This window comes from Paenibacillus eucommiae (assembly GCF_017874215.1).
GTDB lineage: Bacteria > Bacillota > Bacilli > Paenibacillales > NBRC-103111 > Paenibacillus_AI > Paenibacillus_AI eucommiae.
In genome coordinates this window covers 124,183-149,590 of sequence record NZ_JAGGLB010000009.1, presented here as the reverse complement: position 1 = coordinate 149,590, position 25,408 = coordinate 124,183, and the positions used below count along the sequence as shown (strand labels likewise).

Sequence of the window (25,408 nt, the reverse complement as noted above, 5' to 3'; positions counted from 1 at the left end):
CTAACCTATACGAGGTGACGCATAAGCCATGACATGGACACCAAACGAAACATCGGAAGATACACCGCCGACACCATACGCATTCGTCGATCTAGACGCTGTAGAGCTTAATATCGCACGGATGGCCGATAAACTGGCTTCATATACAATCAAACACCGTCCCCACATTAAAACCCATAAGTCGCTGCGGCTTGTGAATATGCAGCTTGCCGCTGGCGCGATTGGCATTACAGTCGCCAAGCTGTCGGAGGCGGAAGCTTTCGCGGATGGAGGCATCAACGACATACTTATCGCTTTTGCGATTGTTGGAGAGCAGAACCTCGAAAGACTGGAGCGGCTGCACCGGCGAATTACAGTCGCCGTAACCGTAGATAGCTGGGAGGCGGCGCAAGGATTGTCGGCTGTTGGCGTTCGGGCGAGCAAGCCGGTGCGCGTCCTGATTGAGCTGGATGGCGGTCTTCATCGCGGCGGCCGGCAGCCGGGCAAGGATATTGTCGATTTCGCTATACGGCTGCGCGAGCTGCCGGGCATTCAAATCGAAGGCATCATGGCCTACTTCGGGCTTGTGTATCGCAACGGGGATCCGGCTGCAATCGCTGCTGCTGTGCAAGCCGAGTCGGAGACGATCGGCCAAGTGGTAGCGGATTTGCGCCAAGCAGGCTTTGCTATCGAAATTATCAGCTCAGGCTCAACGCCTACCGCAAAGCTGTGTGAGCACGCGAAGGGCATTACAGAAGTGCGTGCAGGCAACTATATTTTCAACGACGTTTCCGCCGTGCAGATGGGCATGGCGCAAGAAGCGGATTGCGCGCTGCGTGTTGCGGCTACCGTCGTCAGTATGCCGCTGCCCGGTATGGCGACGATCGATGCCGGCACGAAAGCGCTGACGAGCGACCGGGCACATCATAGCGACGGCTTCGGAATCATCGTCGGACAACCTGACATTACGATTGCTGTATTGAACGAAGAGCACGGCATGCTGCGGTTTGACCCGGACAAGGTATCCCTATCGATTGGTGATCGAATCGAAATTATTCCGAATCATTCGTGCGTCATCCCGAATTTGAACGATGCTATTTATGGCGTACGTAGGGGTGTCGTCTTAGAACGCATCCAGATTGATGCACGAGGATGCAACTATTAGATAAGGAATATTAGACCAAGAAACATTAGACCTAACCGACCAGAGGAGAACTGAGTGATGAGCATAAAGATCGAGGAACAGCGTGTGCTTCAAATCTTGCAGGATCTGGTGCGGATCCCAAGTGTTAATCCGAATTTGGATGGCGGCGTACCTGAACGGAAAATAGCTGATTATGTGGAAGCTTTCTTCGCCCGTCTCGGGCTTGCTTCCGAGCGGAGAGAAGTACGGCCAGACCGGCCGAATGTGATCGGCATATTGCCTGGGGTGTTGAATGACGTGCCTGGCTTGCTGCTGGAAGCGCATATGGATACGGTTCAGATCACCAACATGACGATCGATCCGTTCAGCGCGGAGCTTCGTGACGGCAAGCTTTACGGCCGCGGCGCCTGTGACACGAAGGCATCGATTGCGGCGATGCTGGTTGCGATGGAGTGGTTTGTCACGAATGACATCAAGCCTCATGTGCCTGTGTTTATGGCAGCAACTGTTGATGAGGAAGTTAACTTTCTCGGCGTGCTGGATGTACTGGAAGCGGGGCATCGTTTTGCCGCTGCTATCGTTGGCGAGCCGACCGAGCTGCAGGCAGTCGTCGCGCATAAAGGCGTCGTCCGCTGCGAAATCGAGACCATTGGCGTCTCCGCCCATTCTTCTAAGCCTGAAGAAGGCGTAAACGCCATTAGCGGCATGATGAAGGTCGTACACCATATCGATCGGACGATGAATGATCGTTTGCGCGATGTTACGCACCCGCTCGTAGGCCAAGCGACACTTAATGTGACGGAAATCACGGGAGGCGTGGCACCTAATACGATTCCGGAGCGGTGCCGGATCAAAATCGACCGGCGCACGATCCCAGGAGAAGACAGCGACCAGGTGTGGCGCGATATCCAGGCGGAGATGGCGTTATTTGCGGCGACGGATGAGCAGCTGAATCTTATCGTTCACCCGCCCTTTGTGCTCGATTACGCGATGGATACGAGTCCTGATAGCGAGATTGTCCGCTTGGTTACGGCGAAGGCTGGGGAGAAGATCGGCGAGGTTCGGACGCATGGCGTTCCATACGGTACAGATGCTAGCAAGCTGACGCACGTAGGGATACCATCGGTCGTATTCGGCCCAGGGTCGATCGATCAGGCCCATACGAAGGATGAATGGGTGGAATTAAAGCAAGTCGTGCTAGCCGCGGAAATCATCGTAGAAACTATGCTGGCATTTGGGAAATAACGCTATGGCTGTCGCTTTGAATTTTGCGGTGCAGCTTCACAGCGATAAAGAGGTATGCGTCAAAATAGTTGAATAACTGAATCTGTAGGGACGTCCATATTTTCATTGTATTCACTATCCCTTTCGATCAGGAGCCATAAGTCTTATAATTGGTCGGTTCTAATCGTTTTTGCTTGCGCTGTTCCTCTAACAGAGAGGCCATAAATGCTTGAATACTTTTGGTTTGCAGCGTAGCAAAAGCAGGATGTGCAAGGTTGCATGTTTCAAGCGGGTCTGCGGTTAAGTTGTACAGCTCATACTCGTCAGGGGCCGGCCGGGTTTTGACGGATGTAACATAGTAAGTATTCTGCGTTGACGGCATTCCTGTAGCGGGATCTGTCATGGGCTGGGAGGTAACATCTTTGCGGCCTGGGTGGCTCCAGAATTGATCATTATCAAAGTAACGGGAGTACTTCCACAATTCTTTCGTATTGTTTCTGTGCAGGCTGGAGATGACGGTTTCGATATGATTAGGTTGTACAACGGAAGGATAAGGGACTCCCAGAGGATTGATCTGGTGCTGGCCACGTGTAACATCGTCGTCACTCATAAAATAGACAGGTTCTTCGACGTGAACAGACTTGTTCTGCCTCAAGTACTCCAGACGCCCCGGATGCTCTAAATGTTCTATATGTTCCAAAAGAATCGGAGAAAGGTCTCGCCCTACAAGAGGGTGAACTTCGCTGAAGCTTCTGCGCAAGCGGCTTTGGATATCTTGAACATCTGCATGAGCCAGACCCAGCAGGGTAGGCAGCAGATCAACATGACTTGTAAGCGTATCCCAACGGGAATGCTGCGGAAAAAGATTTTTGTTATGAATGAGAAAAGGGACATGCAGCATTTCTTCGTAAGCACAGTACCATTTTTGATGAAGATGGCCGTGAGCGCCCAGTAATTCCCCATGATCAGATGTAAAAATTACGATCGTATTTTCATAGAAGGAAGAGTGGGTAAGGGCATCAATAACCTTTTGCATTTGCTGATCCGCATTTTTTTGCAGCTGATAGTAAAGCTTGCGGTACTCCCGACTGGTCGATGATGGGCTGTAACACTCTAGGATATACATATTGATAGCTGGATTGACAGCGTGGCTTGGTATTTAAGGGTTCGTTTATGGTAGGAGGTGGATGGACCATGGGCATGGGCTCCACATTAAAGTTAAATGTAGGAAGCTGTGCAGTGATCGCACCGTACAAGACAATATCGTGAGGATTCACAAATGAAGCTACTACGAGCCACGGCTTCGCTTCGTTGTCGGTTTCTTTCTCGCGGTCGAGGGACTTGATGAGATCAACTACTTCTGAAGCATAGACAATGTCTCTGCCGCTAACGCCGAAAGCAGCGGATGAGCCGGAGTTGCGCGGATTTGTACCATGGGGTTCTGGGCCGATCCAGCTGGAAAACCCGAAGCTGTCCAAATGGTTGGCCCGCAGGTACAATTCTTCTTGCTGCTTGTCAGGCACACCAGTGATGGGGTGATAGCTAGGGACGGCTTTGTGCGTACCGGGGATCACGATATTTTCGTTGGAGATATGCCACTTCCCTTTGTAATAGGTTTGGTATCCAGCCTCGCGAAAATAATTTCCAACTGTAGGCACCGTGTTTCTACCGAGCCAAAACATATCGGAATCAAAGGCCTGCTTGGCGATTCCATCTGTTTGGCTGACACCATGGAGAGAGGGGTAGTGACCGGTCAATAAGGTAGCCCGGCTAGGGCAGCAGGCTGCGCTTCCAATATAATGCCTGTGGAATTCCATACTATTAGATTTTAAAAATTCCTGTGCAGGGAGATTTTGTTTACGCCATTCCTTTATTTCCGCGTTTTCATAAACGGGGGGATACCGTTCCTCATCTACAAGGATTACGAGAAAATTAGGTTTTTCAGGCTTCTGTGAGAGAGGTTGATCCTTCATGGCATGCACATCCTAGGTTAGCGTTTTTTTACCCTAGACTATGTTGCAATGCTTTAAAAAAGAAGATAATTCTAAGAAAACGCCGGCTTTTTTGCCCGTTTCTAACTTTAGTTAGGTTTCTTTTGCGAATTAAAGCTGTATATTAGGATTGTGTTTCAAGCTTTATTTAGCAGCTTTGACCGATCTTAATAAAGGATGGATTTGTATGCCTCAATACTATTTTAGTGAAATCTGGACGCCTCTTAAATTTGTTGGAATCCGACTGTTTCGGGATGATGCTGGTGGTGTATGGATCAAGTACTGGAACAGGAAAAGAAGGCGTCTGCGTGAATGATAGACCAGGTGGCAAGGGCGGACGGCCTCACAATCCAAGCGAACAATGGAACGGTGACGATTGCTGCACAGAAATCCATTTCAAAAATCAGGAGACCTTTTTATAGAGGGTGTTCTGGTTTTTTTGGTTTTGGCGGAGTGGCTGTACCGAATTTCCTTGGAAAGTTATGTTCAGTACTGTTGAATTAGATGTCAAACCTCATATGAATTGTGGCATAATAAGGATAGAATCACTAAGTGAAGGAGGGGATTCATCATTCCTGCGACTTTTTTTCAACGCCTCAAAGCCTTTATGTGGGACTATCTGATCATTCTGTTTTATTTAGGGCTAGTGTTTGTGATCAGCGTGTTTATTTTTCCGCAAGTTCAGCAATTGTTTACTTATTCTCCGGCTTGGTCTCAATTTTATGGCTTTTTGATCGTGACGCTGCCGGTTTCCGCGTATTTTGTGATTTGTGACTCGAAGCTGGCAGGTCAGTCCTTCGGAAAAAGGAAGGCTGCCATCCGCGTGACCGATTACTCAGGAAAGCCGCTGTCTATTGCCCATTCCGTTGCCAGGACTGCAATTAAGTTTATACCTTGGGAGTTGTCCCACTTCCTTGCTCATCGTTTTGTTGTCCTCGGTGAACAGCCAGTCCCCTTTAGCTATTATGTGATTGGCGGGCTCGTGTATGGAGCCATGTTTGCTTACATCCTTACAGCTATTTTTTCAAAAAAGAAGCAGGCTTTGTATGATAGGATCGTCCGCACTAGGGTTCTAATTTCTTGACCATAAAAGTAACCGTCGTCCCTTTATCAGGAGAGCTCTCGATTTGCAGGCCTTTGCCGTACAGCTGTTTTAACCGTTGATCCGTATTGCGCAGGCCGATTCCTGATTTGCGGTTAGAGCGGCGGCTGTCGAGTAAATGACGTATCGTAAGCTCATCCATCCCCACTCCGTCATCCTTAACGGATATCTCCGCATAATCTTCGAAATCTGTAATCCGGATGTGAATCGTTCCACCTTGGATACGCATCAGGATGCCATGCCTTACCGCGTTCTCTACAAGGGGCTGAATGGAAAGGGGGAGAAGGCGCAGCTGCAGCAGCAGGCTTTCATTCACTTCCCAGGTTACCTGAAGCCTTTCTTCGAAACGCTCCTTCTCAATATACAGATAAGAACGAACAAGATTCAGCTCATGCTCAAGCGGTACAACCTGATCTGAATTCAGGAAGTCAAAGCTTGAGCGCAAATATTCTGCAAAGGCGTCAAGCAAAGCACGCATTCTTGTCGTATCGATCTCGCTGAGTGCGGCTATCGAATTCAACGTATTGTATAGAAAATGCGGCTGAATTTGCGCCTGAAGCCATGCGGCTTCCATCCGAAGCCTTTCGCGAATGGATTTCTTAATTCCAGTTAATGCGCGTACACGGGATTTCAACTCTACCGCATCAACCGGTTTGATCACATAATCATTAGCGCCTGCCACAAACCCTGTATCGATGTCTTCCGGACGATTCCGTGCGGTTAGGAGCAGGATAGGAAGCTCGGTAACCGGGAAGCGTTCACGTATGGCACGAGTTAACTCATAGCCAGACATTTGAGGCATCATCACATCCGTAATGATTAAGTCCCATGCTCTGCTATCCAGAAGTGAGAGGGCCTCCCGCCCACTATTAGCCTTGACGATGTCGTAACGCTCCAAAGAAAGGACATTGACTAAGATACTCAAGTTAAGTGGGTCGTCATCGACGATCAAGATGCTGGGATTGTCAGCAGCAAGTATAGAGGACGGCTTAGAACTTGTCGGGGTAAGAGATGACATGGATGCAAGGGATACAGCCATTTCTGAATAGGTCTGAGAGAGCAGGGCAGGAACGGCGGCTTCTTGCTGTAGTGGGGCATCGGAAACCGGCAAGGTAAAGGCAAATACGGATCCCTGGCCTGGCGTAGAGGTGACCGTAATCGTTCCTTGATGCAGCTCCACAAGCTGCTTGCTGATGCTTAAGCCAAGCCCCAGCCCGCTTGCGCTAAGTGTTCTGTCCAAATTGCCCTGATCATAGGGCTCGAATATTCTTAGTTTCGTCTTCTCATCTATACCGGTTCCCGTATCCGTTATAAGTATAACTGCGATACCATCTTTTATTTGAGCCTCAATGGTAATCGTTCCTTCGTGTGTGAATTTTACCGCATTGTGGAGCAAATTAAAAAGGATTTGAATCAGGCGGTTTTCATCGGCCATAACAGGAGGAAAGGCAGCAGGGACGCTATTGATCAAGCGGACAGACTTGTCTCCAGTCATGAAACGGATCATATCGATCACGCCCGAAGCAACAGTTTGCAGCCGAAGTGGAGCGACATGAAGCTGAATGCGGCTCTCCTTAAGGCGGGTTAAATCAACCAGGTCATTCAGCATGTAGGACATTCTTCTGCCAACAGAAATAAGCAGCTCCATGTTCTTCCTGTTGGTGTCCTCGTCATAGCGGTTGTCGCTGCTGATTATGGTTTGGGCGATGCTCATCATACCGTGCAGCGGATTTCTTAATTCATGCGAGGTGTTGAGCAGAAAGTCATCTTTTCGCTTATCTGCTTCCAGCAATTGTCCGGCTAGCTCGGCCGTCTGCGCAGAACTGCGAAGATAGCGTTTAAACCAGAATAATGCGAGAGCTACGAAACAGGCAATGATATCAAGGGGATAGAAACCCATTTCCATCCAACCCGTATTTTTGATCGCACCCCAGACTACGTTGGTTGTAATGCCGGTCATACCTAACAGTAAATAGATGGCGTCCTCATTGCCCTTCAAAACTGCACGGAAGGATAACACGGGAACGATGAAGAACGGAATGAGGACGAACAGGGTATGAATAGCATCTGTAAGCATTACATATTTGACAGGCGTGAACAGTACGATGATTGAATAAACGGCAGCCAATGCGGTGTACGCGCGCAAGCCCTTGAGGTTTGCATATTGAGGCAATAGCAGACAGGTATATTTAAATATGAATAGGGCGACACCAAGAAAGGACAGATAATATAGCTTCAGGCACCATTCAAAGCTAATCGGCAGCCAAGTGAGCAAAAGCCGATCGTCGTCAATAAGAAGAGTGATAATTGCACAATTAATCAGCAGGGAGAAATAGAGCAGCGCCTTCTGGCGTGATCCCAGGAAATATAAGAAAAAAGCATATAAAGAGTGCATCAGAAGAATAAGGAACACGGCCATTTGCGACCCAGTGGAGAACGACACTGTCTTGCTGATTGCACGTTCGCTTCCGAACTTGATGGGCCATACAATACCGCCCATAATGCGGTCGTCGTAGTTAGCGACATGAAGAATGATCTCAATTTCATTGCGGTCCGTTGTGAAGGAAACGGTATATGGGACATTCCGCGGTGTGTACAGATTAGCACTCGAAGCGGGCTGCCCGGATTTGGCTAGTAATTGACCATTTACGTACAACTCGGAGGAGGAGGGTACACTTGGAACACGGATGCTGTAGATTTGCTTCGCTTCGGGTTGAATCAGCATGCGGATGCGGTAGGAGCCGTAGCCGAAGGTAGAGTTCTTCTCTGGTGACAAGCTGTTGTTCCATTTTCCGGGAACCTGAATAAGCTCTCGTTCGTCAGGAATGGGAGCAGGATGGCCACTGTTTGGCATAAGAAAGAGATGAGGATAAAATTCCCACTGACCGTTCAGCGGAATCGCACTCTCCTTGGTAAAATCCCAATTGCGCAAATCCAGCTGACCTTGAACCGCTTGAGGGTGATCAGGCAGGGCTGGAAGCATAATCCAGAGTAAGCGTACACTAGTCAGTAGAAGAAAGAATACACCTATAGTAAAAAAAATTTTTCTTTTAATCATCATAATGGTATAAATTTCGACAAAAAAAGTTAGATCCCTTCCTGCGCCGTTACTCAGCAATATCTTCCACCTTTGGTTCTTTGCATACATAAAAAAGAAAGGAATATCTAATTTCCTTGCTTTAATAAAAAATTTTTGGGACAATGATACACAGAGGATTAGACTCGACTGTTTTATATAGAAACGGCTGGCATTTTAAAGTTTTGAAAAGAGGATGGGCAATGAATAAACACTCCATTTATGGATTAACATTTGATCAATTGACAGCTTGGCTGGCGGAATATGGGCATAAAAAATCCCGGGCCTCCCAAGTCTGGGACTCGCTATACAGAAAAAGGGTTACTGACTTTTCAGAAATGGATGCTAATAAAGAGTGTGTGCAATTATTGGCAGAGCATTTCGTCATTCAAACCTTAAACGAGCATCTGAAGCAAGAATCACAGGATGGAACGATTAAGTTTCTGTTCAAGCTCAGGGATGGCGATTTGATTGAAACGGTATTAATGAGGCATAAATACGGCTTGTCAGTTTGTGTCACGACCCAGGTAGGCTGTAACATCGGGTGCAGCTTTTGTGCGAGCGGGCTGTTGCCCAAGAAGCGCGACTTATCCAGCGGCGAAATTGTAGAGCAGATCATGAAGGTTCAGCAGCATCTGGACAAGGCGGGACTGGATGAGCATGTGAGCCACGTTGTGGTCATGGGCATAGGTGAACCCTTTGATAATTTCAAGAACCTTGTAGACTTTATACTTGTGATTAAAGATCAGAAGGGGCTGGACATTGCAGCCAGACATATCACGGTCTCGACAAGCGGCCTTGCCAATAAAATCTATGAATTCGCAGATATGAATCTGAAGGTTAACCTGGCGATCTCTTTACATGCGCCTAATAACGAGCTTCGAACGCAGATCATGAAAATAAACCGTGCGATCCCGATGGAAAAATTAATGCAAGCCATTGATTACTATTTGGAAAAAACGAAAAGAAGGATTACGCTGGAATATATCCTGCTTAAGGATGTCAATGATCGCAAGGAGCATGCCCTGGAGCTCGCTGAGCTGATCAGCGATAAACGGCAACTCGCCAATGTGAATTTAATCCCCTATAATCCAGTAGACGAGCATAGCCAGTATCAGAGGAGCGAGAAGGCGTCCGTGCTAGCGTTCTACGATATATTGAAAAAGCAAAATATTAGCTGCAGTATTCGCCTAGAACATGGAACGGATATTGATGCTGCGTGCGGACAATTGAGAAGCAAACAAGTCAAGAAAGAAGCCGTGGAGAACAACCCAGGCCAGCAAAGTACTGTAACGTAACAGGGTCATAAGGTAATAGGGTGTGGAATTGCAGCCGCTAACAAGATCCTACTATATATATTTAGTTATGAGCACTGTCCCAATGGTTCAGGAAACATGGAGCGTCTGCAGTAACTGCAGTTTCTGCTGCTTTTAACGATGTTTTTCATCGTTAAAGTAAGTGTTTCCAGGCCAATTAAAACGTTAACGATGTTTTTCATCGTTAAAAGAGGTCGGATGGCCGCCTCAGGGTGAATAAGAGGGATTTAACGATGAAAAACATCGTTAAATCAAGGATGTAGAGAGGACCTGCTGCTTTTAACGATGATTTTCATCGTTAAAGTAGCAGGTCTTCTCTTTTGTGCGTGCCGGCGGGGCTGTTCCTCATCCCCAGCGCCTTTGCCCCGGTAAATCTCCTACAAACAAGAGAAAACCCTTGCTGGCTGTCCGTTTGAGCTTGGTGTTCGTGTGATTCGTGGGATTGTAGCTAAAGAGGGGGAATGGCTGTGGGAGGAAGAGCAGTAGCGTCCGCCTTTAAAGATTTGTTCCTACCTCATCATGCATACCATTCAAGTGAACAAATTTTTAACAGCGGCTGGATCCCACAGTCATTCCCTCAAGCAACGCACCCAAGTCACGAACAGGCTCATCAAAGGACGCTGCAAGGGACTGTTGACAAAAGCCAATTTTTCGAAAAAAGACTTTTAGATTCCCAGTGTTTATGCGGGTTCTCAAACGTCAATTTCGTCAAAAAGGTAATTTGTCAACAGTCCCGCAAAGCGTTTTTCTTACTTAAAAATCAAAGTTGTCCGGGTCCGGACCAACGCGTTGATCCTGGTTCAACCCATCGATTTGGGCGATATCTGCAGCTGTTAGCTCAAAATCAAATACAGACGCGTTTTCGATAATGCGATGCTCTTTGGTGGATTTAGGAATCGTTACAACGCCATGCTGTAAATCCCAGCGCAGAATGACTTGGGCAACCGATTTGCCATGCTTGCTTGCGATTTCCTTTAAGACCGGGTGATCCAAGAGCTGGCCTTGCATTAACGGAGACCAGGCTTCCAGCTGAATGCCCTGTTCTTTGGAGAAGCGCAGCAGTTCTTTTTGACTTAAAAGAGGGTGGTATTCTACTTGGTTGACCATAGGTCTAACTTCGGCATCCTTCATTACATCTTCGAGATGATGAATTTGGAAATTGCTTACCCCGATTGCTTTTACCCGGCCTTCCTTGTATAAGGTCTCCAAAGCTCTCCACGCCTCTTTATACTTACCTTTAACCGGCCAATGAATGAGATACAGATCGAGATACTCCAGACCGAGCTTGTTTAAGCTTGTTTCATATGCCGCGAGTGTTGATTCGTAGCCAAGGTCGGCATTCCAAACTTTTGATGTTACGAAGAGCTCCTCTCTGGGGATTTGGCTCTCAAGCAAGGCTTCGCGGATTCCCTGACCGACACTGGTTTCATTCTCATATATAGCGGCAGTATCGATGCTGCGGTAACCATGCTTGACGGCTGATTTTATAGCCTGTACCAATTCTGAGCCTTCTTCTACTTTAAATACCCCGATGCCAAACCAGGGCATTTGTATACCGTTGTGCAGTGTTGTTGTATCCTGTAGATTTAGATTTGTCACCATATTGAATTGCCTCCTAAATATATTGTTTTGTATTAGCATTCACGGGTTCTTTTAAAGGTTCTTCCACAGGTGCTTCTGTAGATGTTTTAAAAGATTTTTTTAATGATGCTGTTAATGATTCTTTCTTGAGGGCTGCCTCATCTTTTCTTTCCAATTTACGTGCCCAGCCTGTCAAAATCACAGCTCCAAGCACCATTAATGCGCCAACCCACGTTGTATGAATCAGCCCCATTTTCGCAGTAACAATTCCCCCCAGAAACGCTCCAATCGCAATGCCTGCATTAAAAAGCGGCAATATTGACAGCAGAAGCTACATCAACTGATTTAGGGGCATATCGTTCAGCCAGCATAACCACATACACCTGCAGTCCTGGTACATTCATAAAAGCTAATAATCCCATAAAGAAAATGGTTACTAGGCCTGCAGCTTTAAATGGTGCTGTGAACAACAAAATGAGGAGGACAATGGATTGCAAAGCAAACATATAGAACAAGGCGGAAATGGGCTTGCGGTTGGCCGCTTTTCCCCCGATAACGTTGCCGATGGCAATGGCTATTCCGTATAAAAGAAGGATGAGCGCCACCGTTTTTTCCTGAAAACCGGTTATGTCATGAAGTAACGGGGATAAATAAGTAAATACGACAAATGTACCTCCGTACCCAATGGCAGTGATCGAGAATGCAAGCAGCAATCGTCGATTCGTAACCAGTTTAAGCTGCTCGTGAATCGGTGTTGGGACACCTTTGCGAAAATTAGAAGGAATTAGCATCATATTGGCAATGAGAGCCAGGATACCGATAGCTACTATACCTATAAAAGCTGCCCGCCACCCGAACTGCTGTCCAATCATGGTGCCTAGAGGAACTCCTGTTACGGTAGCTACTGTGAGCCCAGAGAACATAATCGCTATGGCACTAGCCCGACGGTTCTCAGGTACCAGATCTGCCGCGATGGTGGAACCAATGGACATAAATATACCATGTGCCAACGATGAGATGACGCGTGCGATGAGCAGTATGACAATCCCATTCGAAAAGGCGGCAAGCGCATTACCCGCAATAAACACAATCATAATCCAAAACAATAAGGATTTGCGCGGGATAGTCGACGTTAGAGACGTTAAAATGGGAGCTCCAAAAGTGATCCCTAAAGCGTATAAAGTAACTGTTAACGCGGATGTTGTGATAGATATATGGAGGTCTTCAGCGATTAGGGGGAGCAGCCCCACACTGATAAACTCTGTTGTTCCAATCGCAAAGGCGCTTATCGCTAACGCAAGGAGCGCGAGCGTACTTCTCTTTTTATCTAAGGACATTTGCATTCACTCCTAGCGTATGGTGTTTCCGGCCGGTAAATGCTATTATGAATTATTCGGTCCAAAATGAACAGTACGTACTTTCAAGTACTAAAGATACCGAAAAGTACTATAGGTACTTTAAAGTACCCATAAAATTTCGCGACTCGATCTAAAAAATGAAGGCTCAAACCAACTTGCCACTTATGCTCACAAGACGCTAAGAAGTCGCTAAAAAGTCACAAGATTCAAGTGGGATATTCGTTAGAGCGTTATAAGTTTTAGAAACTCGTATGGAGGAGGAAAAATCGTGGTCAAAAAGAAATATAACATCTCCGTAGAAGCTACCCTGGAAGTTATCGGGGGAAAGTGGAAATGTGTAATCCTATGCCATTTAACATATGGAACCAAACGAACAAGTGAATTAAAACGTATTATGCCCGGAATTACGCAAAAAATGTTAACCCAGCAGCTTAGAGAATTAGAACAAGATGGCATTGTGAACCGCATCAGCTACAATCAGGTTCCTCCAAAAGTGGAGTACGAGCTCAGTGAATATGGGTGGAGCTTGAAATCGATTTTAGACTCCCTATGCGCTTGGGGCGAGATCCATATTATCAAAGAATATGGCGATAAATTCGCCGTGTTGGAGGATAATATATTGAATAATAAGGGAAAAGACACGCAGGCAGTTGGCAACGGAAACAAGGATCATGAAGTGCTTCTGTGATTATCATAGCGAAATGCTTTAGGATCGAAATGCTTACGGACATCAGGGACGCTATTTGTGGTAAAATCACATGATTTGGACTACTTACGGACACAGGAGCGCTTATTTATGTTTTTTTCTTGTGTTTTAGCCCTATTCTGAGTAAATAAGGGCTCTCATGTCCACTACTGGTTCTTTCACGCTGCCCATAACCTACCTCAGCCAATGTTATCAGCCAACTTCATCATAGGGCTCTGGCCAGAGTAAGTCTGTGCCGCTCGCTGTATTTCGTCGAGTACTTATGTTGACTTTGAACTATATATGAATGAATTAAAGGCCATAATTCCCTGTTCTAAGGAATCATGGCCTTTATTTGTGTTCTCCCGCAGAAATTACTCACTCACTCAACAAAAGCAGCAATACTTATGATTTCTTCCTGGATTTGATTCCTGATTCGATCTACGATGCGGAAATCCATAGACTGCACGTAGATTTGTTCCAGTGCATCATGCAAAGCTTTGGCTTGCGCCAGGAACTGGATCGATTCCTGCATTTTTGCAGAGTATTGCTGCTTGAGGTCAGTAATTACCTCTGCGTGGGCCTCATCCGTTCCAGGCTTTATACAGCGTGTATACATATCTATAATTTCGTCAGAGGGGCTATCAGGGAAGTACTCGTGCGGTGCAGTGCTGTCAAAGATAGCGAATCCTAACTCCCTGACTATGATCATGTCCAGGCTGTTTGGGTCGAAGCCACAATGGTAGATCTCTACATCGAAGCCGCGTTCTATCGCTACGGATGCCAGCTTTTTCAGCATGGTGGATTTACCGGAACCTGGTCTGCCTTTGATCAGATATCTTTTTAAGCCCTCGGTCAGATTGGGGACATGATCGACAGCACCTTGCGGGGTGGCAGCTCCAAGAAACCGATGGTCAACCCGGCTCTGTTTTTGCTGATTTCTAATACCGTAGAGAATTTGAATGTATTCATCGGTCAGCTCATCAGCAGCTTGGAAATCCATGTTTGCAATGTAGAGGGCTTCCCAGCCGTCATGTATGCGAAGTGCTTCTGCAAAGCCGGAATATGCCTGCTCATACGCTTGAGAAATTTCACCATTGAGCCGCTCTATTTCCGGTTTTTGCCCTCTCAGTTGGGTCGCATTCCAGGCTTCTCCCAAATTCACATATTGCTCGACGGCACCCGGCAGCTTGGGCTCTATGACATGCGGAGCCGTTCCATCCACGATGCCTACCTTCAAATCCGGAATGATCAATCCGTCCAGCGACTTATTGTCCGAAGCGCAATGAATAAACCAGATGTCATGTCCATCACTCGCCACGCGGTTCCCGATGGCCCGAATAATTCCCGACTTTCCTGTACCCGGCCCCCCTTTTAGAATAAAAAGCCGTTCCAGACCTTGCAAGGAAGAATCGAACAAACTGCTGAAGCCGCGAGCGGTATTGCCGCCTGCATAAAAATTTTTGATATCCCCAGTCATCATGGTCACACCTCTCTAGGCTAATATCATGCATGCTTCATCGTATTAGTTCTCCCGAGAAAAGGTGCAGCCGATTTCCGGATTTTGGTTAGAGATAGCAGAATCATCCGTCTAGACTTTAGCGCCGCGGCGACAAGTACAAGTAAAGCTGGCCCCCTTTTATTCCAGTTTTGCTAGTCGTTAAATGTGCTTTTTGGAGTAAATACTAAGACCAATTCAAGGTTCGCTTGTCGCATGTTTGCCCGATATAGGTTAGAATTGAATAAAGAAAGTAAAATAGGAGTTGTAAAAATGTCAAATGATGAAGTAATTGTAACCAAAGAGGGACTAGCCAAGCTGGAGTCTGAGCTTAAGGATCTTAAAACCGTAAAACGCAAAGAATTAGCCGAACGTCTTAAATTGGCTATTAGTTATGGGGATTTGAAGGAAAACAGTGAATACCATTCTGCCAAAAATGACCAATCTTTCATGGAAACCAGAATCATGATTCTGGAAAAAATGATTACTAAAGCCCGGGTTGTCGATTCGGAAAATTTGAATCTTTCCATCGTTAATATTGGCTCCGTTGTCATTCTGAATGATATTGAGTTTTCTGAAAAAATCCAATATAAAATTGTTGGCGCTGCCGAGGCAGATGTTCAGGATAATAAAATATCCTACGAGAGCCCATTAGGCAAAGAGCTTTTAGGCAAAAAAGTAGGAAGTATTATTAGCGTAAACGCACCAATGGGAATCATTAAATATGAGCTGCTTGAAATTAAAGCTATGTAGTATGAGATTAAGCTATGTAGGTTATGTAATTAAGTTATGTAATCCACGCCATTTAATCAAAATTATGTAATCCAACTATTTAATTCTCTAATTCAAGCCATGTTAACAAAAATTAAATATAAGAGGTCCGATTAGTCCGTTTTTGAGGACTGGTGCGGGCCTTTTTAACTTGCTTGGAACTGTGGGTGATAACTAGTAAACATTTTCTGTTACAGTTTACTCCCATATGTGATAGGATGGGAAACAGAATATTTTGCTTCGAGTCGTACAGGTAGTTTGCGGAAGCTTCGTACAAGCCCGAAAGCAATAAAGAGAGATTATATTCATGGAGACGGATAGTAGAATTGGAGGAGAACTAACTTATTATGAACACCAAGAACAAGCAGAATGTGTTTAGATTGGCTTTGCTACTGGGTCTTTTTTCAACATTAGGACCTTTTACGATTGATATGTATTTACCGGCGTTCCCCGAGATTGTGAAACAGTTCGATACGACAGCTTCACTGGTGCAGCTAAGCCTCACAGCCTGCCTCTTGGGACTTGGTGTCGGCCAGCTCGTTATGGGGTCGCTTAGTGACGTACACGGGAGACGCAGGCCGTTGATCATTTCCATGATCTTTTATGTGGCTGCTTCATTTGCCTGCGCATTCTCTTCACATATTGAGCTTCTGATCGTATTCCGCTTCGTGCAGGGCTTTGCCGCTTCGGCGGGGATCGTTATCTCCCGTGCAATCGCGCGTGACCTGTTCAGCGGTCAGGAACTGACGAAATTTTTCTCGCTGCTCATGCTTGTTGGTAATCTGGGGCCTCTCGTGGCGCCGGTGGCAGGCAGCGGCGTGCTTTCCTTCTCCTCATGGATTGGTGTATTTATCACGCTTGGACTGCTGGGTATCTACCTTCTGATGATGACGAAGTGGAGACTGCAGGAAACCTTGCCAGTCGAGCGGCGTATGCCGAGCAATTTTAAGCAGCAGTTGAAAAGTTTCGTATCGCTTTTGCGGCAGCGGCAGTTCGCGGGTTACATGCTGACCCAGGGCATTATGATCGCAGGGGTCTTCGCATATGTCTCTGGGACGCCCTTTATTTATCAAAATATTTACGGCGTTTCACCTGCTGTATTTGCTATTTTGTTCGGCTCGAACGGCATCAGTCTGATAATCGGCTCCCAGCTGGTCGGGCGGATGTCGCACCGTGTATCGGAACGCGCCTTCCTGCTGATCGGCCTGTGGCTGGCTGGACTTGCAAGTGTGACCGTTCTGATAGTTGCCACCGTTCATGGACCGCTGTATGCGCTGGTAATTCCGCTGTTCTTCTTTGTTGCCTCAATCGGTATTACGTCGACGGCTGCATTCTCACTTGCGATGGAGAGCCAGGGTCATATGGCGGGCAGCGCGGCTGCTTTACTTGGCCTCATCCCGTTCCTGCTTGGGGCGGTCGTTTCTCCGCTTGTCGGAATAGCGGGTGAACACACAGCTGTTCCGCTGGGAGTGATTATCCTGTCAACGAGTACCGCGGCACTATTAGCTTACTTCCTGCTGGTGAAAAAGGGTGGGGACGGAACAGAGCCAAAAGCTTTAGACTGAGCAGGGATGTTGGAAGGGCTGCCTAGTTGCGGTCCTTTTTTTTTACATATAATAAAGTAAAGTGCTTTATAGAATTGAGCGTGTGCTTCACTTAACGATGTTTTTCATCGTTAAAAGAGGACTGATGACCTCTCAGGGTGGGGAAAAGGGATTTTAACGATGTTTTTCATCGTTAAAGCAAGGATGTGGGAGGGCCTGATGCATTTAACGATGAAAAACATCGTTAAAGCAGCAGATCCTTCTCGGCTGGGTGCTCTCGTCATATCCAGCGCCTGCGCCTGCTAGGAAATCTCTTCTAACCAAGAGAGAAACCCTTGAAGGCTGTCCGTTTGAGCTTTGGTGTTCGTGTGATTCTTGTGATTGTAGCTAAAGAGAGGGAATGGCTGTGGGAGGAAGAGCGGTAGCGTCCGCCTTTAAAGATTTGTTCCTACGTCCTCATGTATACCATTCAAGGGAACAAATCTTTAACAGCGGCTGGAGCCCACAGCCATTCCCTCCGCAACCACCCAAGTCACGAACATGCACATCAAAGGACGCCAGCAAGGCGTTTTCTTTAACAGCGGCTGGAGCCCACAGCCATTCCCTCCGCAACGCACCCAAGTCACGAACACGCACCTCAAAGGGCGCCGCAAGGCATTTTCTTAATTCCTTGGAGGAAATTTGTCGCAAGATGTCTTTTGGTGGCGCAAAGTAATGTTTGGTAATATAAAGTAGTATTTTGTAGTCCTTTATTTTAGGGAAATATGGAAAATTACAATAGAATGGGGCCTTTTTAAGCAAAATTTTAGTGTCTTTCTGGGTGTATATTAGATTTAAATTACTTAGTTTGGCAGGAAATCGGGAATTAAAATAGAATATAAGAGTAAGAGAAAAATGAAATGTGCTAGGTTGGCAGAGCGATAATTACCTCGGGTATTATATTATGTTTTTAAGTATTATTTGGTATTACCTAGTGTTTCTTCGTATTACTAAATAGTATATTTTTTGGTAGTGTTAAGTATTACTCGTGTAAAACGAGATCATTTGGAGGTGTGTAAGATGCAGTACCATTTTTTTGTTGGAAATGATAATGGGAACAGTGAGCATGATATTATTGTTGATGGAAGACTTATACAGCAGCCGAATGTAAATTGTGGTGTGGATCTGCTCCCTTGGAGCGAAGAGCAACCACCGGAAAGCTTTATCAAAAACCTTCAAGATCAATTAGTCGTAACGATTGACTCGCCTTCTGCACGGCCAGGTATGTACTATATTGGGAAGTTTGCTCTGGAAAGCGGCGAACTGATCGACAATTTACAGGTAGGAATTGATCAGAAAAGCGATATGGATTTGCCGATCGTTAATACTTTGGCCCAAATTGCAGCGGTGGCTGTACAGAAGGCTTTTGAAGAAAAAAAGAAAATACCTACCGATATTGAGATCAAGGTTGATATGGTATCAGCGCTGCCTATTACGCAGCATACGGATGAATCTTCATCCAAATTTGAGAAAAGGTACATGGATGCGACTCATAATGTAACTGTGCATCTGGGCAAGCATCGCGTAGCGGTAAAGATTGCTTTTGATTTCACCAAAGTCATTCCGGAGGCAACGCCTGTTATCTTCGCACTGCAGAAGGATTTGAGCGGCGAGTGGAGAGAAGGCGATATTTTCGAGGAGTTTGTGCAAACCTACGGGTTGAAGGAAGGCTTTAACGGCAGCTATTTTAAGGACAAGAAAATTCTGCATACCGATATCGGCGACGGTTCTACTGAGTATCCGATCACTGAGGGCAATAAATTTTTGCGCCAGTTCGTACAGGGCAGTCATCATGGAGCCGGTTATGCGATCGAGGAAGCGTTGGATGAGTTTAATAAGCTGATCCATTTGGCAGAAAGTCCGCGACAATTTTTCAGCGATGTTCTCAAGAATCCAAATCATAAATATTATGCAAGAGCCATAAAGACGTTAAAGAGACCGCTGGAAGCTCAGGCTAAACAAATCATTCAAAATATCCGCAAGCAGCTGACGAAATCAAGAAATGAAATTGATATTATTTGTGTGTATGGTGGAGGCAGTATTTTGATGCGTTCCGTTCTGTATCCAATGCTTAAAGAGCTTAGTGATGAGCGTGAGATCAAGCTTTTGTACATCCCGGCTCAGTACGCGGTAACCATGAATGCTCAGGGTATGGATGCTTTTGTCCGCGGCAAAATTTATGAGGCGCTTAAAAATAAAGCGAAAAAGACAGCTGTTGTATAATGGATCAGAAAGATGGCAGCCAAAGGGTGGGTGATAACCGATGAAAAAACTGAAAATTCCCGGTGACAATATCAGTTTGAAGACGAAAAAAACTGAATCCGCGGCGATTTTGGATTGGTTAAACAGCCAGACTAATTTAATGGATTCCATTCGCTTTCTTATCGAAAACGAGATTCAACAAAATGGGATAAGAAATTTACAGCAATTTATTCCATCAGATAGAAATATTTCGGGAGCCTTGGGATTGTATGCCAACAATGAAATAGCTGCAACCGCCGCCGTGCTGCCAGAGCCCGTGCCGGTAGATCCATCAAATGTAGCAAATGCAGCTGACTCAGTAAACTCAGCAGTTGGCCAAGCTCAAGAGCTCGATTCAAAAGAAGAGCCTTCAAAAGAAGCAAGGGAAGAAGCCATTGAAAAAGCGATGGTGGAACCTGCAAAAGAACCTGGTCAAACTGCCCAAGCAGCTCAAGCATCCCAAACTGTCCAACCTACCCAAGAGCCTGCGCAGGATTTGGTTCAAGGGACGGCAAAAAGGACTGTAGAAGAGGTCGAAGAAGAAATTGATGACGAAGATATTGATTCTTGGACATAAAAGGACTCGAAGTATGTCTGGACAATACTTAGTCACCCTTAGCATCACTAAGTGATGGTAAGTATCCCACTGAAATATTTGGAATATTTTCTTTCGATGGTAACACCAAGTATTATTGAATAATACTTGGTGTTACTTGTTTTTGAGCCCATTCAAAAGAGGCAATTTAGTTTAGCAGGCCGCCGAAATATGTTGTCGGCTTTTGTCAGCTCTTAATGAATGCTCTTTATGAAAGTGTATTATTGGATATGAAATGTTGAAGTTGGATATAAGTGGATGCTTCATAGTAGAAAGGGGATCCCCATGTCTCTCCATGCCCTCCCCGTGCTTCTCCATATTTCTCCATCTCGATAACGATGTTTTTCATCGCTATCGAGCCCATTGTAAAGTGAGTGCCCCACTTTAGCGATGAAAAACATCATTAAAAGACCAGAAGTCAGCTGAAAAGTGAATGTATGGCTTACTTAGTGATGAAAAACATCGTTATCGTGCTTAATTGACGATATATGCTTGACTTAACGATGAAAAACATCGCTATGTTAATCGTTACAGGCCAGTATAAGCCTTCCTGGGTCTTGTGGACAGGGTGACGTTCATATTTTCATATATCCACTACATATCCAGCCATACATCTTGCCATACATCCATCCTTACATGTATACGATAAATGGAATCCTGGAAATCTATAACATGAGACGAATCATACAAAAGAAGAGGTTAGTATATGAGTGAGCAGCTTTTTAAAGATTATAATTTAACTGAAGAAATAGTACGTGCGTTGGAAAGCTTGAATTATGAGAAGCCAACAGAGGTTCAAAGCGAAGTTATTCCCGTTGCTCTTGCGAAGAAGGATTTGGTCGTGAAGTCGCAAACGGGAAGCGGCAAGACAGCAGCCTTTGGCATCCCGATTTGTGACCTGATAGACTGGAAGGAAAATAAGCCGCAAGCGCTAATACTGACACCAACCCGGGAGCTTGCTGCCCAAGTGAGAGAGGATATCACAAATATTGGCCGCTTTAAACGCATTAAGGCGACGGCCGTGTATGGGAAGCAGCCTTTTGCTAAGCAAAAAGCGGAATTAAAGCAAAAAAGCCACGTGGTTGTAGGAACTCCGGGACGTGTGCTGGATCATATTGAAAAAGGGACGCTTGCTTTGGACCGACTGGAGTATCTGGTTATAGATGAAGCCGATGAGATGCTAAATATGGGGTTTATCGAGCAAGTAGAAGCGATCATTCAGGAGCTGCCTAAAGATCGGGTGACTATGTTATTTTCGGCTACTTTACCGGAAGATGTGGAGAAGCTATGCCATAAATATATGCAAGATCCCGTTCATATTGAGATCAAAGCGGCTGGGGTAACGACAGCTACTATTGAGCATTCTCTGTTTGAGGTGAAAGATGCCGATAAATTTGCCCTGCTTAAGGCTGTAACGATTGTTGAGAATCCGGATAGCTGTATTATTTTTTGCCGGACGCAGGAGCATGTGGATCAGGTAGCCGAGCAGTTAGCATCTTTGGAATATCCGTGTGCCAAAATTCATGGGGGCATGGAGCAGGGGGACCGTTTTGCAGTAATGAATGAATTTAAAAGGGGGGAATTTCGTTACTTGGTAGCAACCGATGTAGCGGCGCGAGGTATTGATATTGAAAATATCACGCACGTGATCAACTATGACCTGCCCTTAGAAAAAGAAAGCTATGTGCATCGTACAGGAAGAACGGGCCGCGCAGGTAAAACAGGCAAAGCCATTACGTTCATGACACCTTTTGAAGAGAAGTTCTTAATTGAAATTGAAAGCTACATAGGCTTTGAAATTCCAAGGCGGAAAGCGCCCTCAGAAGAGGAAATTGCAGTCAGACAAGAGGCTTTTGATGAGAAGATTAACTTTCAACCAGCCATCAAGAAGGATAAGAATGAACAGTTAAATCAAGATATTATGAAGCTGTATTTCAATGGCGGTAAGAAAAAGAAGATTAGAGCTTTGGACTTCGTGGGTACAATCTCCAGGATCGAGGGAATAACGGCGGAGGATATAGGCATTATTACTATACAGGATAACGTATCCTATGTTGATATTTTGAATGGCAAGGGTCCGCTTGTGATCAAGGCTATGAAGAATACAACGGTTAAAGGGAAGCTGCTAAAGGTTCATCAGGCGTTTATCCAATGAAATCTCTAGAAGATAGGACTAAAAGTCACTAAACAAATAGGGCTCAATAGTTTAATATTATAGAAAATACGTTTTATGAACTGTATAGCTGAATTTAGCATAATATGTTTGGATTAATCGGAGGCAGCTGGTGCGATGAACCATTCAAGACGAAATGAACCTTTGCGTTATTCTTTTTCCCCAGAAATGCCTTGTTCGATACAATTGTATGAGATCAATAACTGTCAACTGGATTCTAATCAAGGGAAGGCATATATTTTGGATTTGAGCTCCAATGGCTGCAAGCTGGAGTCACAGCTGAATTTCAAAGTGAAATACAACGAATGCAAAATTATTTTAACCCTGAAGTTGACACAAAATGTGGAATTACGCGGAACGATAATTTGGCAGGATACCAGACCTCACGCCCATCGATACGGAATCAGAATCGAGCCAGCCTATCAGAAATTAATAACGGAAGAATTAAAAGCCTACTCCAAAATGCAGAAGCAGGGCTCTAGCGAAGCATAATTTAAACATAATTTATGCAGGGAAATCAAGGGAAACCAAAGGAAACTCCTCTAAAAAACCTTGTAAACCCCAAAAATCTCCTCATAGTAATTATAGGAAGATGTAGGATATAATAAACAAGTACGTATTGACTACTAGGGGAAATATCACATGCAGTGGATGCAAGGATATCAATATTACTTGGTAATGGGTTTCTTTTGTGGCGCTTATATGAGCGCTATTGCTTATAAATATCGGAAGCTGCCGGGCAGGCGGTACGTGTGGATCGTATCGCTGCTGAACAGTTTAATGATCCTGACAACGGTTTTCGAGCTGACGGCCGATTCATTCACAGCCAAATTGTGGTGGAGGAATGTGCAGCAAATTCCGCTTTTTTCTTGTGGGCTGCTTCTCTATCTATTTGCTAAAGATTATGTCGGGAAATCGACGAATGAAATGAAAAAAACATGTATACTATTATCGATTCCACTTATAGCTTATGTACTGCTAATTTACACAGACCAGTTTCATCATCTGATGCGCGGCGATATAGGATTGGAAACTGTGGAGGGATTAAGTGGAGTTAAGATTCAGCCAACCTTGCTAAACAAGGCGTTGATAGGCTACAACCAATTGCTTTATCTCTACGGCCTCTTCATTCTCGCAGCTAATCTGCACCGTACACCCAAGCATGCTTTCAAGCAGCATCTCCTGCTGTTGGCAGGTCTGGTGAGTCCGGTTCTACTGCTGCTATTGTTCCCTCTCCTGAAGACCCAGGTCATTGGATTTACAGCGCTATCGTTCCTTCCGGCTGGTGTCATTGTTTATTTTGCTCTTTTTCGCAGTCAGTTGTCATCTATTTGGCCTATCGCCAAGGATAAAATTTTTGAAAGCATGAAAGACGGAATTGTACTGATGGATCGGTATGATGCGATTGTAGACTTGAATCAGTCTGCTGAACACATGCTGTCAGTTATGAGGGGCAAACGTCCTCAAGTGTGGATTGGTCAGCCCATTAGCCTCTTTTTAACAAGCCAGCCTGAGCTGTTGGGTGCATATAGCACCAAACAAGAGAGTCACCTGGAGATCGCTATTGGAGAGGCGAAGGATGTTTGGTATGGGATATCACTAATTCCAATTGGCGTCAAAGACGCACAGCCTACAGGCATGCTGCTCATACTCAATGATCGTAGTGACAAAAAGCGCTATGAGCGGGAATTGATTCATCAGGCAACTATCGATGATTTAACCGGTGTATGTAATCGCAAGCATTTCCTCCGCAAGGTCAAGGATCAGCTGGAAAAGGAGAGCGTAGGGATTTCTCTGCTGTTGGTTGATATTGATGATTTTAAATCTATAAATGATACTTATGGGCATCTGGCAGGTGATCAAGCTCTTATTGCTTTCTCTGCGTTAATGCAGCGCTTGTTTTATGGCAAGGGTATCGTGGGTAGAGTGGGCGGAGAGGAATTTGCGGTATGTCTTGCTGGGTTCAGTGAAAGTGAGCTTCTGGAAGAAGCAGAAAAATTCCGGATTGCAATAGCCTCACATCAAATCGATCTTCATATAGGGAAGCAAATTTACATCACGGCGAGTATTGGGGCCGTTTATGCAGACAAGGCTGGCGTTATGTTCGAGGAATTATACCATAAAGCGGATGAGGCGCTTTATATATCCAAGGAATCCGGAAAAAACAAGACTACTTTGGGTAAAAGACCTTCAACTGTGGAAGTTTGAATGATTATTTGGGAAATATTAGTTATTTTGTAAATTTTATAAATAATATTAGTGGCACTGGGGCTCTTTTAAGGGAGGAGGTGTAGGATGGATCTTCTTGAGCAGCTTGGCGATATAGATATTTATTTATTTGATCAGCTGTTAAAAGGACGTATTACGAAAAATATGCAGATTCTTGACGCCGGATGCGGTGCTGGACGAAATCTTATATATTTGCTGCGCGGCGGGTATGAGGTGTATGCAGTGGACCGGTCTGAGGAAGCGATTCAAGCTGTTCAGAGGCTTGCTGCCAAGCTAGCACCTGGCTGGTCGAACGAGCGCGCCCGTGTTGAAGCGGTGGAGAACATGAGCTTTGCTGCAGAAAGCTTTGATTTTGTTATAAGCAGCGCAGTCCTTCATTTTGCTAGAAATGAGGCGCATTTTATGCAAATGCTCCAAGAACTATGGCGGGTGTTAAAGCCTGGCGGATACCTTTTTATGCGTCTTGCCTCCTCAATTGGTATTGAAACCAAGATAAAGCCAGTGGGTGAACAGCGTTTTCAGCTTCCAGACGGGAGCACCCGCTTTCTCGTTGACGAGGACATGATAGTGAGAATTACGGAAGAGCTGAAGGGGAGCTTATTTGAGCCTATTAAGACGGTTCAAGTAGCTGGCCAGCGCTGTATGACCACATGGTGTGTTAGAAAGTAGAAATTATGGCAACCTACTACTCTTGACTAGATGATTAGGTTGTGTATAATTGGAATCAACTTAATAAATATGTTTTCTAGGGTTCCGCGGCTGCACTGGCTGGTCTGGTCCGAGAGAAAACTCACAGCTTTACGCTGTGCCACGGAAGGATAAAAACCTGGGAGAATAGCTGCTTTATGCAGCCTTCTCTTGG

Annotated in this window: 16 protein-coding genes, 2 pseudogenes and 1 riboswitch; of the genes and pseudogenes, 13 read left to right on the top strand and 5 right to left on the bottom strand. The window is 45.4% G+C overall.

The window, feature by feature from the left end:
• Positions 1-28 precede the first annotated feature (28 nt).
• Both J2Z66_RS15340 and J2Z66_RS15335 read left to right on the top strand, forming a co-directional pair.
• Positions 29-1,144 carry an alanine racemase gene (locus tag J2Z66_RS15340; RefSeq protein WP_209972312.1) on the top strand — a complete coding sequence of 372 codons (1,116 nt, stop codon included), beginning with the start codon at positions 29-31 and terminating at the stop codon, positions 1,142-1,144.
• A gap of 57 nt (positions 1,145-1,201) precedes the next feature.
• Complete coding sequence (locus J2Z66_RS15335) at positions 1,202-2,368, top strand: M20 family metallopeptidase (protein WP_209972311.1); 1,167 nt, start codon at positions 1,202-1,204, stop codon at positions 2,366-2,368.
• 127 nt (positions 2,369-2,495) lie between these two features.
• On the opposite strand, the pseudogene J2Z66_RS44075 reads toward J2Z66_RS15335, so the two are convergent.
• Positions 2,496-4,320 (bottom strand): annotated as a pseudogene (locus J2Z66_RS44075) (sulfatase family protein).
• 586 nt (positions 4,321-4,906) lie between these two features.
• On the opposite strand from J2Z66_RS44075, the gene J2Z66_RS15325 reads away from it, so the two are divergent.
• Positions 4,907-5,422, top strand: coding sequence for an RDD family protein (locus tag J2Z66_RS15325; protein ID WP_312894587.1), 516 nt, complete (start codon positions 4,907-4,909; stop codon positions 5,420-5,422).
• Here J2Z66_RS15325 and J2Z66_RS15320 read toward each other — a convergent pair.
• A complete protein-coding gene (locus J2Z66_RS15320) occupies positions 5,403-8,558 on the bottom strand; it encodes an ATP-binding protein (RefSeq protein WP_245375568.1) in 3,156 nt (1,051 codons plus the stop codon). The genes J2Z66_RS15325 and J2Z66_RS15320 overlap by 20 nt on opposite strands.
• A 161-nt stretch (positions 8,559-8,719) precedes the next feature.
• On the opposite strand from J2Z66_RS15320, the gene rlmN reads away from it, so the two are divergent.
• Positions 8,720-9,814 carry a dual-specificity RNA methyltransferase RlmN gene (rlmN, locus tag J2Z66_RS15315; protein WP_209972310.1) on the top strand — a complete coding sequence of 365 codons (1,095 nt, stop codon included), beginning with the start codon at positions 8,720-8,722 and terminating at the stop codon, positions 9,812-9,814.
• 771 nt (positions 9,815-10,585) lie between these two features.
• Here rlmN and J2Z66_RS15310 read toward each other — a convergent pair.
• Complete coding sequence (locus tag J2Z66_RS15310; protein ID WP_209972309.1) at positions 10,586-11,434, bottom strand: aldo/keto reductase; 849 nt, start codon at positions 11,432-11,434, stop codon at positions 10,586-10,588.
• A gap of 13 nt (positions 11,435-11,447) precedes the next feature.
• Positions 11,448-12,750, bottom strand: a pseudogene (locus tag J2Z66_RS15305) (MFS transporter).
• Between the two features lie 289 nt (positions 12,751-13,039).
• On the opposite strand from J2Z66_RS15305, the gene J2Z66_RS15300 reads away from it, so the two are divergent.
• Entirely contained in the window at positions 13,040-13,459 is a 420-nt protein-coding gene (locus J2Z66_RS15300) for a winged helix-turn-helix transcriptional regulator (protein WP_209972308.1), read from the top strand.
• A gap of 379 nt (positions 13,460-13,838) precedes the next feature.
• Here the strand turns inward: J2Z66_RS15300 and J2Z66_RS15295 are convergent, their stop codons facing one another.
• A complete protein-coding gene (locus J2Z66_RS15295) occupies positions 13,839-14,936 on the bottom strand; it encodes a PRK06851 family protein (RefSeq protein WP_209972398.1) in 1,098 nt (365 codons plus the stop codon).
• 291 nt (positions 14,937-15,227) lie between these two features.
• On the opposite strand from J2Z66_RS15295, the gene greA reads away from it, so the two are divergent.
• The 8 genes from greA (at position 15,228) to J2Z66_RS15255 (ending at position 25,215) form a co-directional block, all read left to right on the top strand.
• Positions 15,228-15,707 carry a transcription elongation factor GreA gene (gene greA / locus J2Z66_RS15290; RefSeq protein ID WP_209972307.1) on the top strand — a complete coding sequence of 160 codons (480 nt, stop codon included), beginning with the start codon at positions 15,228-15,230 and terminating at the stop codon, positions 15,705-15,707.
• 365 nt (positions 15,708-16,072) lie between these two features.
• Positions 16,073-17,290, top strand: a complete 1,218-nt coding sequence (locus tag J2Z66_RS15285; protein ID WP_209972306.1) for a multidrug effflux MFS transporter — start codon at positions 16,073-16,075, stop codon at positions 17,288-17,290.
• Between the two features lie 1,038 nt (positions 17,291-18,328).
• Positions 18,329-19,531 (top strand): ParM/StbA family protein, encoded by a 1,203-nt coding sequence (locus J2Z66_RS15280; RefSeq protein WP_209972305.1) that lies wholly within the window; start codon positions 18,329-18,331, stop codon positions 19,529-19,531.
• 40 nt (positions 19,532-19,571) lie between these two features.
• Positions 19,572-20,126: a hypothetical protein gene (locus J2Z66_RS42650; RefSeq protein WP_245375567.1), complete on the top strand. Its 555-nt coding sequence runs from the start codon at positions 19,572-19,574 to the stop codon at positions 20,124-20,126.
• A 724-nt stretch (positions 20,127-20,850) separates the two neighbouring features.
• Positions 20,851-22,299: a DEAD/DEAH box helicase gene (locus tag J2Z66_RS15270; RefSeq protein WP_209972304.1), complete on the top strand. Its 1,449-nt coding sequence runs from the start codon at positions 20,851-20,853 to the stop codon at positions 22,297-22,299.
• A gap of 135 nt (positions 22,300-22,434) precedes the next feature.
• The gene (locus tag J2Z66_RS15265; RefSeq protein WP_209972303.1) at positions 22,435-22,809 is read left to right on the top strand and encodes a PilZ domain-containing protein; all 375 of its coding nucleotides are present in this window, start codon (positions 22,435-22,437) and stop codon (positions 22,807-22,809) included.
• Between the two features lie 150 nt (positions 22,810-22,959).
• A complete protein-coding gene (locus tag J2Z66_RS15260) occupies positions 22,960-24,525 on the top strand; it encodes a histidine kinase N-terminal 7TM domain-containing diguanylate cyclase (RefSeq protein ID WP_209972302.1) in 1,566 nt (521 codons plus the stop codon).
• 87 nt (positions 24,526-24,612) lie between these two features.
• Positions 24,613-25,215 (top strand): class I SAM-dependent methyltransferase, encoded by a 603-nt coding sequence (locus J2Z66_RS15255; RefSeq protein WP_209972301.1) that lies wholly within the window; start codon positions 24,613-24,615, stop codon positions 25,213-25,215.
• A 65-nt stretch (positions 25,216-25,280) separates the two neighbouring features.
• A riboswitch (guanidine-I (ykkC/yxkD leader) is annotated at positions 25,281-25,381 on the top strand.
• Positions 25,382-25,408: the final 27 nt, after the last annotated feature.

Coding starts and splice junctions, on each gene's coding strand:
- J2Z66_RS15340 (WP_209972312.1), top strand. CDS start 29: ATGACATGGACACCAAACGAAACATCGGAAGATACACCGCCGACACCA.
- J2Z66_RS15335 (WP_209972311.1), top strand. CDS start 1,202: ATGAGCATAAAGATCGAGGAACAGCGTGTGCTTCAAATCTTGCAGGAT.
- rlmN (WP_209972310.1), top strand. CDS start 8,720: ATGAATAAACACTCCATTTATGGATTAACATTTGATCAATTGACAGCT.
- J2Z66_RS15310 (WP_209972309.1), bottom strand. CDS start 11,434: ATGGTGACAAATCTAAATCTACAGGATACAACAACACTGCACAACGGT.
- J2Z66_RS15295 (WP_209972398.1), bottom strand. CDS start 14,936: ATGACTGGGGATATCAAAAATTTTTATGCAGGCGGCAATACCGCTCGC.
- greA (WP_209972307.1), top strand. CDS start 15,228: ATGTCAAATGATGAAGTAATTGTAACCAAAGAGGGACTAGCCAAGCTG.
- J2Z66_RS15285 (WP_209972306.1), top strand. CDS start 16,073: ATGAACACCAAGAACAAGCAGAATGTGTTTAGATTGGCTTTGCTACTG.
- J2Z66_RS15280 (WP_209972305.1), top strand. CDS start 18,329: ATGCAGTACCATTTTTTTGTTGGAAATGATAATGGGAACAGTGAGCAT.
- J2Z66_RS42650 (WP_245375567.1), top strand. CDS start 19,572: ATGAAAAAACTGAAAATTCCCGGTGACAATATCAGTTTGAAGACGAAA.
- J2Z66_RS15270 (WP_209972304.1), top strand. CDS start 20,851: ATGAGTGAGCAGCTTTTTAAAGATTATAATTTAACTGAAGAAATAGTA.
- J2Z66_RS15265 (WP_209972303.1), top strand. CDS start 22,435: ATGAACCATTCAAGACGAAATGAACCTTTGCGTTATTCTTTTTCCCCA.
- J2Z66_RS15260 (WP_209972302.1), top strand. CDS start 22,960: ATGCAGTGGATGCAAGGATATCAATATTACTTGGTAATGGGTTTCTTT.
- J2Z66_RS15255 (WP_209972301.1), top strand. CDS start 24,613: ATGGATCTTCTTGAGCAGCTTGGCGATATAGATATTTATTTATTTGAT.